Genomic DNA, 12,189 nt, shown 5'->3' with positions numbered 1-12,189 from the left:
TGGCACCGCGCCTCCCGTCCGTCTGTCGGTCGCGTTCACTCCACGGGACGCGCGAGCGCGGCCGTCACCGACCGCGACAGCACGAACGTGATGCCGAGCAGGGCGGGGATCAGCAGGACCCAGCCGACCGCCGGCTCACGGAAGACACCCTGGAACGCGCCGATCGCGATCGCACCCTGCAGGACCTGCCAGACGATGATCCCCGAGCGCACCCAGGCACGACGCTTCCACAGGCCGTTCAGGAGCGCACCGAGCCAGAGCGCCGCGACGGCCGACAGGATCGTCAGGGCGATCCCGGACGCCAGGCTCGACGCCGGCGCGACGATCAGCTCGACGACCAGGACGACCGTGACCACGACGAGCGCCGCGAACTCGAGGCCGACCACCACCAGCAGGCCGATCAGCGCGCGTGAGCGTCGCTCAGGACGGTCGACCGCGGTCGGGTCGTCATCGTGCACAGTGATCCTCCAGCATCGGAACCCTTGATTTGCCCCTACCAGTATGGAACGATATTCGAGGTCGTTTGGACGGCACGATGTGGTGTGCGTCTCCCGTGGTTCGTCGCTCCTCCCCCGAGCGTCACGCGGGCGTCAGACTCGCTTCCAGCGGACTCCTCCCCACAGTTGTCCCCTCATGCCTCATGCATGATCAGCGTTCCGATCCCCCGAACCCCGGCCCCGGCCTGCCGTTCGAGCATCGACATCAAGGAGCACCACACATGGACTGGCGTGACAAGGCAGCTTGCCTCACCGCGGACCCCGAGCTCTTCTTCCCCGTCGGGAACACCGGGCCCGCCGTCGATCAGATCGAGAAGGCCAAGTCGGTCTGTGCGCGCTGCACGGTCACCGAGATGTGCCTGCAGTACGCCCTCGAGAACAACCAGGACTCCGGTGTCTGGGGTGGCCTCAGCGAGGACGAGCGTCGTGCGCTGAAGCGCCGCGCCGCTCGCGCCCGCCGCGCTTCCTGACCCGGGCCGGTTCCCGCAGGACACACCGACGCCCGTCGTCCCTTCAGGGGCGGCGGGCGTCGTCGTGCGCGCGGGGCGCGGGGCGCGGGGCGCGGGGCGGGGCGGCACGCCGTGCGCTGGTCCTCGGGGTTCCACAACATGCCGCGCGCTGACCGTCGAGGTTCCGCAACACGCGCGATCGCGCGCCGAGATGCGCAGATCTCGGAACCTCGCGAGCGGGCGCGGACCCGACGCGCGACTCCCGCGGGCGCGGCGCGGCGCAGCGCAGGGCCTAGGCGGGAGCGGTCAGCCAGCGGAACGGGATGGTGATCGTCACCTCGGTGCCGCTGCCGGTCAGGGTGTGCCAGTCGATCGTGCCGCCGAGCTCGCCCTGGATGAGCGTGCGGACGATCTGGGTGCCGAGACCCGACCCGACCTTCCCCTCGGGCAGACCCACGCCGTTGTCACGGACCTCGATCTCCAGGTGGTCGTCGAACCGGCGGGCGACGATCTCGACCTCACCGTCGCGGCCGTCCAGCCCGTGCTCGACGGCGTTCGTGACGAGCTCGGTGAGTCCGAGTGCGAGCGGCGTGGCAGCCTCGGACGGCAGCACCCCGAACTCGCCGGTCTTCTTCGGGTGCACGGTCGTGTTGTGCGACGCGGCGACCTCGGTGACGAGCTTGAGCACCGAGTCGAAGACGTCGTCGAAGTCGACCGTCTGGCTCAGGCCGCTCGACAGCGTGTCGTGCACGACCGCGATGGCTGCCACGCGGCGCATGGCGTTCTGCAGCGAGGTCCGTGCCTCGTCGGAGTGCGTCCGACGAGCCTGGATGCGCAACAACGACGCCACCGTCTGCAGGTTGTTCTTGACGCGGTGGTGGATCTCGCGGATCGTCGCGTCCTTGGTGATGAGCTCGCGCTCCTGGTGCCGGAGCTCGGACACGTCGCGGCAGAGCACGATCGCTCCGATGCGGTCGCCGTGGTCGCGGAGCGGGATCGACCGCAGCGACACCGTCACGCCCTTCGACTCGATGTCGGCACGCCACGGAGCGCGACCGGTGACGACGAGGGGCAGGGACTCGTCGACGTCGAGCTGCGCGCCGATGAGCTCGGTGGTGACCTCGGCGAGGGACTTCCGTTCGAGCTCCCCCTCGAAGCCCATCCGGTTGAAGGCGCTCAGGCCGTTCGGGCTGGCGAACGTCACGATGCCGGCGGTGTCGAGGCGCAGCAGACCGTCACTGGCGCGCGGGGCGCCGCGGCGCGGACCGGCCGGTGCGCCGAGGTCCGGGAAGTCGCCCGTCGCGATCATGCCGAACAGGTCGTTCGCACTCGCGGTGAAGTTCAGTTCCTGACGGCTCGGCGTCCGCATCTCGTCCTGGTTGGAGTGCCGCGTGACGACGGCGATCGGCCGCTCGGTGGTCTCTGCGCTCTTGGCACTGAGGCGCCGCAGCACCGGGATCGCACGGACCCGGGTGGGGGTGTCCTCGTACCAGTCGGGCTCGGCGGAGTCGACGACGCGGGCGCCGGCGAAGCTCTCGGTCACCTGACCGCGCCACTCCTCGCGGATCTCCTGGCCGACGATGTCGCGGTAGAACAGCGTGGCCGCGGAACTCGGTCGGGCGTGTGCCACGGCGACGAACGAGCCGTCCTCGGCAGTCGGCACCCACAGCACCATGTCGGCGAAGGACAGGTCGGCGAGGAGCTGCCAGTCCCCCACGAGCAGGTGGAGCCACTCCACGTCAGCTTCGGAGGAACGGCCTTGCGCGAGGACGAGGTCACTGAGGGTCGACACCCAGCCAGTCTAGGTGCGCCGACTTGTGGAGAACGTCGCCCTCTCCACAGGCCCAGCAGCTTTGTATTTCTCATGTTGCACGCCCCATACGCTCGCTCCAGCAACGGAAGGGGCAGGGGTGGCGGAGCAGGCACGCCGGATCGACCACACGACGACGACGGCACACTCGCCGCCACTGACGATCGTCGAATCGCAACCGGTCGAGGAACCGGCGAGCGGACCTCCGGACCCGGCGGACACCGCACGCGCCCTGGGACTGTGCGTCGCCGAGGTCCTGACCGGGGCCCGCGAGGTCGACAGCATCGCCCGCTGGATCACCGACGACGTGCACCGACACCTGCAGCAACGTGCAGCCGTGGCCGCGCACGCCCGCTCGGTGCGCCGACGGTCGCGGAGCCGAGCGGTGCTGCGGGTCGGCAGCGTGCTCGTCTGCCGACCGGCGGACGGCGTCGCCGAGGCGACCGTCGTCGTGCACACGCGCAGTCATGCACGCGCCGTGGCGATGCGGTTGGAGACGCGCGACGGCAGGTGGCGGGCGACCGCGATCGGCGTCCTGTAGGTGCCTGACGCGGACGGGAGGCCCGTGGCGGTGTCGCCACGGGCCTCCCGTCCGTCGTCGTTGCGCGTGGTGCGCTTGGTGAGCAGCAATGGTCGGGTCCCGACGCGGGACCCGACCATTGCTGCTCACGATGCGCTCGCGCGCACGCGGACTACTTCTTCGACGCCTGACGACGCTCGGCACGGTTGCCGGCCGCGGCAGCCTGGCCGGAGGCCGTGGCTGCGTTGCCGAACGCGGAGCCCTGCTCGGGCTCGGCAGCTGCCTCGGCCTCGGCCTGGGCCTGCTGCGCACGCGCCGTGGCGGCCTGCTCGAGGCGGCCCTTCTCGTCGCGCACCTCGACCTCGCCGTCGATCGACGGTGCCGAGTACTCGAGGCCGGAGACCTCGTCCTCGCCGAGACCCTTGGCCTCGATGACGGCGTTCTCGCCGTCGGACTGCACCTGGACCTCGAGGTTGAACAGGTAGCCGACCGACTCTTCGCGGATCTGGCCCATCATCGTCTGGAACAGCGCGTAGCCCTCGCGCTGGTACTCGACGAGCGGGTCACGCTGCGCCATCGCGCGGAGGCCGATGCCGTCCTTGAGGTAGTCCATCTCGTACAGGTGGTCGCGCCAGCGGCGGTCGATCACCGACAGGACGACACGACGCTCGAGCTCGCGCATCGCCTCGTCGCCGAGGAGCTCCTCACGCGTGGAGTACGCCAGCTTGGCGTCGGAGAGGATCTCGCGGCCGAGGAAGTCGCGCGACGCCTTGCCCTTCGAGCCGGCCTCGGTGATGACCTCGTCGATGGAGATCGAGATCGGGTAGAGCGTGCCGAGCTCGGTCCACATGGCGTCGAGGTCCCAGTCGTCCGGCGAGCCCTCACCGGTGTGGGTGTCGATCACGTCGTCGATGACGGCCTTGAGGAACGACTGCGCGCGGTCGTGCAGGTCGTCGCCCTCGAGGATGTGGCGGCGGTCGCTGTAGATCGCTTCGCGCTGCCGGTTCAGGACGTCGTCGTACTTCAGGACGTTCTTGCGGATCTCGGCGTTCCGGCCCTCGACCTGTGCCTGGGCGGAACGGATCGCGCGGCCGACGAGCTTGTTCTCGATCGCCAGGTCGTCCGGCACGTTCGAGCGGCCCATGAGGCTCTCGGCGGCACCGGAGTTGAACAGGCGCATCAGGTCGTCGGTGAGCGACAGGTAGAAGCGGCTCTCGCCCGGGTCGCCCTGACGGCCGGAACGACCGCGCAGCTGGTTGTCGATGCGGCGCGACTCGTGGCGCTCGGTGCCGAGGACGTAGAGCCCACCGGCCGCGCGGACCTTGTCGCCCTCGACCTCGACCTCGGCCTTGACGCGGGCGAAGACCTCGTCCCACTCGGCTTCGTACTCGTCGGGGGTCTCGGTCGGCGACAGGCCCTTGGCGTGCATCTCCTGCACCGCCAGGAACTCGGAGTTGCCGCCGAGCATGATGTCGGTGCCTCGGCCGGCCATGTTCGTCGCGACGGTGACGGCGCCGAGGCGGCCGGCCTGGGCGACGATCGCGGCTTCACGCGCGTGGTTCTTCGCGTTGAGGACCTCGTGCTTCACGCCCTTCTTGGCGAGGAGCTTCGACAGGTACTCGGACTTCTCGACGCTCGTGGTGCCGACGAGGACGGGCTGCCCCTGCTCGTGGCGCTCGGCGATGTCCTCGGCGACCTGCTCGAACTTGGACTTCTCGTTCTTGTAGACCAGGTCGGTCTGGTCGATGCGCTGCATCGGCTTGTTCGTCGGGATCGGGACCACGCCGAGCTTGTAGGTCGACATGAACTCGGCCGCTTCGGTCTCGGCGGTACCGGTCATGCCGGAGAGCTTCTGGTACAGCCGGAAGTAGTTCTGCAGCGTGACCGTGGCGAGGGTCTGGTTCTCCGCCTTGACCTCGACGTTCTCCTTCGCCTCGATCGCCTGGTGGATGCCCTCGTTGTAGCGACGGCCCATCAGGATGCGGCCGGTGTGCTCGTCGACGATGAGCACCTCGCCGTTCATCACGACGTAGTCCTTGTCGCGCTTGAACAGGGCGACGGCCTTGATGGAGTTGTTGAGGAACGAGATGAGCGGGGTGTTCGCCGACTCGTACAGGTTGTCGATGCCGAGGTAGTCCTCGACCTTCTCGATGCCGGGCTCGAGCACGCCGACGGTGCGCTTCTTCTCGTCGACCTCGTAGTCCTCGCCAGGGGTCAGGCGCTTGGCGATCGAGGCGAACTCCGTGAACCACCGGTTGGCCTCGCCCGAGGACGGACCGGAGATGATCAGCGGCGTGCGGGCCTCGTCGATGAGGATCGAGTCGACCTCGTCGACGACGGCGAAGAAGTGGCCGCGCTGCACCATGTCGGAGGCCTGCCACGCCATGTTGTCGCGCAGGTAGTCGAAGCCGAACTCGTTGTTCGTGCCGTAGGTGATGTCCGCGGCGTACTGCTCGCGGCGCTCGGCCGGCGTCTGGTTGGCGATGATGCAACCGGTCGTCATGCCGAGGGCGCGGAAGACGCGACCCATGATCTCGGACTGGTACGACGCCAGGTAGTCGTTGACCGTGATGACGTGCACGCCGCGCGACGGGATCGCGTTGAGGTACGCCGCCGTCGTCGCGACGAGGGTCTTGCCCTCACCGGTCTTCATCTCGGCGATGTTGCCGAGGTGCAGGGCCGCCCCGCCCATGAGCTGCACGTCGAAGTGCCGCATGCCGAGGGTGCGCTTCGCTGCTTCCCGCACGGCGGCGAACGCCTCGGGGAGCAGGTCGTCGAGGGTCTCGCCGTTGGCGTACCGCTCGCGCAGCTCCTTCGTCTCGTCCTGGAGTTCCTCGTCGGTGAGGCTCGAGAAGTCGTCCTCGAGGTCGTTGATCGCCGAGGCGTACGCCTTCAGCCGGCGGACGGTGCGTCCTTCGCCGATGCGGAGGACCTTCTCCAGCACGTTTGCCACGTGAGCTCCTTACGGGGTCGTCGTGCGCGACCTGCGCGCCCGATCGACCAGTCATGCTAGCAACCCCCCGGTGCCGTGCGCTGTGAGGGGCGTCGGTGTGGGGGCAGCGGTGTGCGCGGCCCGCGAACGGACCGCGCACACACGGGTCGGACGGTGTCCGCAGCGATCGCGTCAGGCGAGCGCGGCGGCCGGCTCGGCGTCCACCGATGCCGCGGCACCGGTCTGGTCGTCGATGCCGATCACGCCGTAGTCCCAGCCCTTGCGTCGGTAGACGACGCTCGGGCGGTGGGTCTCGGCGTCCACGAACAGGTAGAAGTCGTGTCCGACGAGCTCCATGAAGTACAGGGCGTCGTCGACGGTCATCGGGGCGGCCTCGAAGACCTTGTGCCGGATGACCACGGGGCTGTAGACCTCGTCGTCCTCGTCCTCCGGTGCGTCGGCGTCGACGACCGTGACCGCGCCGGTGGCGACGTCCTCGATGAGGCGGCCGTCAGCGGGGACCACCCCCATGCCGTCGAAGCCACTGCCTGCGGCCTCGGCCACCGAGGTCGGGCGGTGACGACCGCGGTGCACCTTGCGCCGGTCACGAGCACGACGCAGCCGTTCCATGATGCGGGCGAAGGCGAGGTCGAAGGCGGCGTACTTGTCGGACGCCGCGGACTCCGCCCGCACGAGGGGCCCGGGACCGATGAGCGTCAGCTCGATGCGGTCCTCGCCCTGGCTGCCGCCCGACTTCTCGTGGTGGCGGCTGATGCGCACCTCGAAGGCGAGCGCACGGTCAGCGAGCACGTCGATCTTCTCGGACTTCTGTTCGACGTAGGTGCGGAATCGGTCGGTGACCCCGACGTTCCGGCCTGTGATCGTCACGTCCATGTCGCGGCTCCCATCGAGCTTCGGCGCGTCGCCTCCATCCGGCGAACCCGAACGCCTTGCCGCGAGGCTAGACCCGCCGCAGGTCCCGCGTCACGGTGCGTCGGCGAGTCTGCCGGACACCCACCGGACGCACAGCGGTCACCCGGTGTTCACCGAGCCGTCAGTCCTCGACGCTCGCGACGGCCACGCACCGGACGACCCGGCCGCCCGCGGCGCGGACCGCCCGCACCCCCTCGGCCATCGTGACGCCGGTCGTCACGACGTCGTCCACGAGCACCACGTCCCGCCCGTCGACCCCGCACGCCCGCAGCGTCCCGACGGTCGCGGCGACCCGCTCGATCGCCGTCCGTTCCTTCTGGCCCGGCCCCCCGCTCGCCGGTCCACCCCGGACCCGCACCCGTCGGAGCCGCCCGGTGCCACGGACGCCGCCGCGGGCGAGCAGCAGCACCACGGGGTCGAACCCCCGACGCCGTGCCCCCGCCCGCGACGGCGGGACCCGCAGCACGACGGTGTCCACGGGTGCCTCGGCGAGCGCGGCACGCACGAGCGAGCCGAAGCGAGCGCCGAGCGGTCGTGCGACGTCCACCCGACCGCGGAGCTTCAGCTCGAGCAGCAGGGTCCGGACGAGTCCCTCGTACTCGAAGGCGGCGTCGAGCCGCACGCCCGCGACGAGTCGGACCCGGCGCGGGCGCGCGGCCAGGGCGGTGCGGCAGGCCCGGCAGAGCGCACGGTCCGGCCGTCCGCAGCCCAGGCACTCCACCGGCAGGAACAGGCCGAGCACCGCGAGCGCCGCGTCGCGCCACGGCGTGAGCGGGTCCACCGTGGACCGGTCCCCGGTGAGCGGGCCCGCCGTGGACCGGTCCTCGGTGGGCGGGTCCTCGGTGCGCATGCGACGAGTGTGGTGGCGACCGGACGGCGGGCGTGGGCCGATGGTGCGGACGGTGGACGGGCCTCCCGGCCGGGGTGGGCGTGGAGGGGTGACCGCGACGTCAGCGCTGGACGCCGAGCACGTCGGCGGTCACGCCGGTGGTGTCCCAACCGCCGCCGGTCGACTGCAGCACCGACCCGCTCGACATCCGGAGCAGCAGCGCACCACCGCTCCCGCCGCTGATCGAGGTCGCACGACCGTCCGGCTTCGGCAGGGTGCTCGACTGCCCGCCGATGGTGGTCCGGACGACGTTCGGCCCGGCCGTGGTCTGCCCGACCGAGGCCACGTCGGTGTCGTTCACCCACGTCGCCCCGACCGCGTCGCCGGTGGCTGCCTGCACCCGGACGGCTGCGCCGAACGACGTCGGGGACCGGTCGGACCCGCGGATGATCGCCATCACGTACAGGCCGGGGCCGTCGGCGGTCTGGATCAGGGCGAGTGCCCGGGTCGAGTCGCGGGACACCTGGAACGACACGAGGTCACCGCGCGGCAACGACGTCGCGACCTGGTGTGGGTCGCCGCCGAGGCCGTAAGCGGTGATCCGGCGGGTGTCCGACGACTGGCCGACCCAGACGAACCCGAGGTCGTCGATCGCGGGGGCGACGAGGTCCTCGCGGGCGTCGACGCGCAGGTGGTCGTCGCCGCGGACGACGACGGCACCGTCGCGGTTGCCGACGGCGGCCGTGGTGCCGGAGGCGGACAGTGAGATCGAGGTCGGGTCGAGGCCGGCCACGGTGTCGCCGACGCCGCCGCCGAGCTTCGAGACCTTGCCGGTGCCCGTGGCCGCGTAGCCGACCACACCGTCCTCGTCGACGAGGGGGCGGGGGTCGACGTCCGGGTTCTGCTGCGCGTTCGCCCCGCTCGAGTCCGGGACGGACAGGCTCGCGCCCTCGATGGTCATCGACACCGACGAGATGGTGGCGACCGAGGCGAGCGACTTGCTCAGTTGCTCGCGCATCCGGACGCGGTCGACGGTGCTGGCGCGCAGGGCGTCGCTGGACAGGTCGACGAGTGCCGTGCCGCTGTCGATGGTGACCGCGTTCAGGGAGAGCTGGGTGCCCTCGGGGAACGACGAGACGACGGCACCCTTGAGCCAGTCGGCGGGACCGGCCATCAGGGCGCTGGCGATGCGGGTGCTGGTGGACGAGCGGGCGAGGAACCAGCGCTCGTCGGGCACGAGGAACCGGAACGTCGGGTCGTAGAAGTACAGGGCGTGCTGCTGGAAGACGGAGTCGAAGCTCACCGGGGACAGGATGATGCCGTCCGGGGCGTAGGCGATGCGCCACTCGCCGTCCTCGCGGGTGAACTGGAACGTCAGCGTGGACGAGGTCGGGCGGACCGCCTGGGTGTACTCCCCCTCGGAGTCCACCGTCGCGCTCGCGGTGAGCGTGTACGTCAGTTCGCGGTCGTCGGCGCGCTCGACGGTGCCGCTGCCGTCGCGGATCGTGACGCCCTGCCGCGGGTTCCACTGCTGCGAGAAGTCCGAGGCGAGGAACTGTCGGGCGATGGCGTAGTTGTCCTGTGCACCGGTGGCCGCCGCGATGAACCCGCGCAGGATCGCCGTCTGGTCGGAGCCGGTGATCGGCTTGTCCGGCCGGAAGTCGACGCCGGACAGCGACTCGTCCTTGATCGTCTGCCCGGTGCGGACGGCGCCGTCGACGGGGATGGCGGCGCAGGCGGTGAGCGCCAGCACACTGACGGCCGCCAGCGCCGCGGCGACGACGTGCCGGAAGCGGGGACGGAGACGGGGGCGCATCAGGACTCCTCTCGCACGGCGCGGGGGCCGTCGTACGACTCGTCGAGCTCGGGCAGCGGGATCGCCGACGTCGCGGCGGTGACCTGTTCGTTGCGGGGCAGCGTCAGCACGAAGGTCGATCCCTGACCGGGGCGCGACCACACGTCGATCCGACCGCCGTGCAACTTCGCGTCGCCCAGGCTGATCGCGAGACCCAGGCCGGTGCCGCCGATGGTGCGCTTGCGGCTCGGGTCGGCGCGCCAGAACCGGTCGAACACCCGTGCTGCGTCCTCCGGCGGCATGCCGACGCCCTGGTCGCGCACCGCGATGGCGACCGTGCGGGCGTCGCTGTCGACGACGACCTGGACGGGCTTGGCGTCACCGTGCTCGATCGCGTTGCCGACCAGGTTGCGCAGGATGCGGCGGACGCGCTTGGCGTCGAGCCGCATCGTGGTGTGGCCGCCGGGCGTGGCGAGCTGCAGGTCGATGCCGGCGCGTTCGGCCAGGGGGCGGAACTCCTCGACGATGTCCGCGGCGAGCGCCGCCGGCACCGACGGCTCGGTGTCGAGCTGCACGGCCTGGGCGTCGTAGCGGGAGATCTCGAGCAGGTCGGCGAGCAGCAGCTCGAACCGCTCCACCTGGGCGTGCAGGAGCTCGGCCGATCGCCCGACCGAGGGCTCGAACGCGTGCCGGGAGTCGAAGAGCATGTCGCCGGCGAGCCGGATGGTGGTGAGCGGCGTGCGCAGCTCGTGGGACACGTCCGACACGAAGCGCTGCTGCACGCGGGAGAGCTCGGCGAGCTGGGTGATCTGCCGACTGACGGCCTCGGCCATGCCGTTGAAGCTCCGCGCGAGGGTCGCCAGGTCGTCCTGGCCGCGCACCGGGATGCGTTCGTCGAGGCGTCCGGCGGCGATCTTGCGGCTCGTCTCCGCCGCCTCGCGGATCGGGACCACGACCAGCCGGACGACGAGCGAGGTCACCAGGGCGATGAGCACCATGAGCGCGACGCCGCCGATCGAGAGCGTCTGCGACACGAAGTCCAGGGTCTGCTGCGCATCGGACAGGTCGTAGACCAGGTACAGCTCGTACTGGCCCGCGCTCGGGATCTGCAGCGTCGAGCCGACGGCCAGCCCGGGCACGCGGCGGCCGTCGTCGTCGAGCTGCACCGGCTGCAGGCTGAGCTTGCCGGTGTTCGCGCCGACCTCCTTGCGCAGGGCGTCCGTGATGACGGCGTCCGGGAAGTCCTGGCTCGCGATGGTCTGCAGCGTCTGCGGGGTGGACTGGTCCGGGCTCCGCTCGATCGCGATGCTCGTGCCGCCGGGGCTCGTCGTGTTCGACAGGATCGCCTGCTGCGCCTCGTTCTGCAGCGTCTCGAGCTCGGACTGGTTGTTGTCCTCGGCCGCGGTGGCGGCGTCGAAGATCCCCTGCGCGACGATGGTCGCGCGGGCCGACTCCGACTCGATCTGGTCGCGGCGCTGCGAGTAGACGTTCGTCGAGATGCTCACCATGACGGCGGTGCCGATGATCCCGACCGCCAGTCCGGTCGTCATCACGGTGATGGCGACCGAGCGGAACATCAGGGACCGACGCCACACGTACGCGACGGGCCGCCAGCCACGGCGGACCCAGCGGCGCATCCGTCGTCGGCCGCGGCCGACCACCCCGATCGACACGGTGGCCGTGCCGGGGGCGGCACCGGCTGCCGTGCCGGGAGCGGTGCCGGCGGGCGGGGCGGGCGGCACGGTGGTCAGGCTCCTCCGGCCCGGTACCCGACGCCGCGGACCGTGGTGACGGTCTTCGGGTTGTCCGGGTCGTGCTCGATCTTCGCGCGCAGGCGCTGGACGTGCACGTTCACCAGGCGGGTGTCGGCCTTGTAGTGGTAGCCCCAGACCTGCTCGAGCAGCATCTCGCGGGTGAAGACCTGGTTCGGCTTCTCGGCGAGCGCGCGGAGCAGGTCGAACTCGAGCGGGGTGAGCGCGATGACGGTGTCACCGCGGCGGACCTCGTGCCCGGCGACGTCGACCGTCACGTCACCGACGTGCAGCACCGTGGCGTCGGTGGCGCTCGGCCGCAGCCGCGTGCGGATGCGGGCGACGAGCTCCTTCGGGTTGAACGGCTTGACGACGTAGTCGTCGGCACCGTTCTCGAGGCCGAGGACGACGTCGGCGGTGTCGCTCTTGGCGGTGAGCATGATGATCGGCGTACCGCTCTCGGCACGGATGCGCTTGCAGACCTCGATGCCGTCGATGCCCGGGAGCATCACGTCGAGCAGGACGAGGTCCGGCTTCGTGCTGTGGAACGCGTCGACGGCGTCGTTGCCGTCAGCGCTGAACTCGGGTTCGTAGCCCTCCGAGCGGAGGACGATGCCGATCATCTCGGCGAGGGCCTGGTCGTCGTCGACGACGAGGATGCGCGGTGTCATGT

The 12,189-nt window shown here is 70.7% G+C and carries 10 protein-coding genes; 2 read left to right on the top strand and 8 right to left on the bottom strand.

Annotated elements, in window-relative coordinates:
• Window positions 1-35 precede the first annotated feature (35 nt).
• Entirely contained in the window at window positions 36-458 is a 423-nt protein-coding gene (locus tag EDF53_RS03700) for a hypothetical protein (RefSeq protein WP_111085962.1), read from the bottom strand.
• Window positions 459-718: 260 nt separating this feature from the next.
• On the opposite strand from EDF53_RS03700, the gene EDF53_RS03695 reads away from it, so the two are divergent.
• The gene (locus EDF53_RS03695) at window positions 719-967 is read left to right on the top strand and encodes a WhiB family transcriptional regulator (RefSeq protein ID WP_017888820.1); all 249 of its coding nucleotides are present in this window, start codon (window positions 719-721) and stop codon (window positions 965-967) included.
• Window positions 968-1,238: 271 nt separating this feature from the next.
• On the opposite strand, the gene EDF53_RS03690 is transcribed toward EDF53_RS03695, so the two are convergent.
• The gene (locus EDF53_RS03690) at window positions 1,239-2,738 is read right to left on the bottom strand and encodes a sensor histidine kinase (RefSeq protein ID WP_111085963.1); all 1,500 of its coding nucleotides are present in this window, start codon (window positions 2,736-2,738) and stop codon (window positions 1,239-1,241) included.
• Between the two features lie 118 nt (window positions 2,739-2,856).
• Here EDF53_RS03690 and EDF53_RS03685 point away from each other — a divergent pair, with 118 nt between their 5' ends.
• Window positions 2,857-3,297 carry an Rv3235 family protein gene (locus EDF53_RS03685; RefSeq protein WP_123292251.1) on the top strand — a complete coding sequence of 147 codons (441 nt, stop codon included), beginning with the start codon at window positions 2,857-2,859 and terminating at the stop codon, window positions 3,295-3,297.
• A gap of 151 nt (window positions 3,298-3,448) precedes the next feature.
• Here EDF53_RS03685 and secA read toward each other — a convergent pair whose 3' ends face one another.
• The 6 genes from secA to mtrA all read right to left on the bottom strand — a co-directional run bounded on the left by secA (window position 3,449) and on the right by mtrA (window position 12,187).
• The gene (gene secA, locus EDF53_RS03680) at window positions 3,449-6,229 is read right to left on the bottom strand and encodes a preprotein translocase subunit SecA (protein WP_123292250.1); all 2,781 of its coding nucleotides are present in this window, start codon (window positions 6,227-6,229) and stop codon (window positions 3,449-3,451) included.
• A 171-nt stretch (window positions 6,230-6,400) separates the two neighbouring features.
• The gene (gene hpf, locus EDF53_RS03675; RefSeq protein ID WP_123292249.1) at window positions 6,401-7,102 is read right to left on the bottom strand and encodes a ribosome hibernation-promoting factor, HPF/YfiA family; all 702 of its coding nucleotides are present in this window, start codon (window positions 7,100-7,102) and stop codon (window positions 6,401-6,403) included.
• Between the two features lie 160 nt (window positions 7,103-7,262).
• Window positions 7,263-7,991: a ComF family protein gene (locus tag EDF53_RS03670; protein WP_123292248.1), complete on the bottom strand. Its 729-nt coding sequence runs from the start codon at window positions 7,989-7,991 to the stop codon at window positions 7,263-7,265.
• Between the two features lie 100 nt (window positions 7,992-8,091).
• Window positions 8,092-9,786 (bottom strand): GerMN domain-containing protein, encoded by a 1,695-nt coding sequence (locus EDF53_RS03665; protein WP_123292247.1) that lies wholly within the window; start codon window positions 9,784-9,786, stop codon window positions 8,092-8,094.
• Window positions 9,786-11,507 (bottom strand): MtrAB system histidine kinase MtrB, encoded by a 1,722-nt coding sequence (gene mtrB, locus EDF53_RS03660; protein ID WP_243692441.1) that lies wholly within the window; start codon window positions 11,505-11,507, stop codon window positions 9,786-9,788. Before mtrB ends, EDF53_RS03665 begins: the two co-directional genes overlap by 1 nt.
• A 5-nt stretch (window positions 11,508-11,512) precedes the next feature.
• Window positions 11,513-12,187, bottom strand: coding sequence for an MtrAB system response regulator MtrA (mtrA, locus tag EDF53_RS03655; protein WP_123292246.1), 675 nt, complete (start codon window positions 12,185-12,187; stop codon window positions 11,513-11,515).
• Window positions 12,188-12,189: the final 2 nt, after the last annotated feature.

This window comes from Curtobacterium sp. PhB78 (assembly GCF_003751685.1).
Classification (GTDB): domain Bacteria; phylum Actinomycetota; class Actinomycetes; order Actinomycetales; family Microbacteriaceae; genus Curtobacterium.
This window is presented reverse-complemented; position numbering and strand designations above follow the sequence as displayed.

What these genes read in the sequence shown, in the direction of transcription:
- EDF53_RS03695 (WP_017888820.1), top strand. Translation starts at nt 719, where the DNA reads ATGGACTGGCGTGACAAGGCAGCTTGCCTCACCGCGGACCCCGAGCTC.
- hpf (WP_123292249.1), bottom strand. Translation starts at nt 7,102, where the DNA reads ATGGACGTGACGATCACAGGCCGGAACGTCGGGGTCACCGACCGATTC.
- EDF53_RS03670 (WP_123292248.1), bottom strand. Translation starts at nt 7,991, where the DNA reads ATGCGCACCGAGGACCCGCCCACCGAGGACCGGTCCACGGCGGGCCCG.
- EDF53_RS03665 (WP_123292247.1), bottom strand. Translation starts at nt 9,786, where the DNA reads ATGCGCCCCCGTCTCCGTCCCCGCTTCCGGCACGTCGTCGCCGCGGCG.
- mtrA (WP_123292246.1), bottom strand. Translation starts at nt 12,187, where the DNA reads ATGACACCGCGCATCCTCGTCGTCGACGACGACCAGGCCCTCGCCGAG.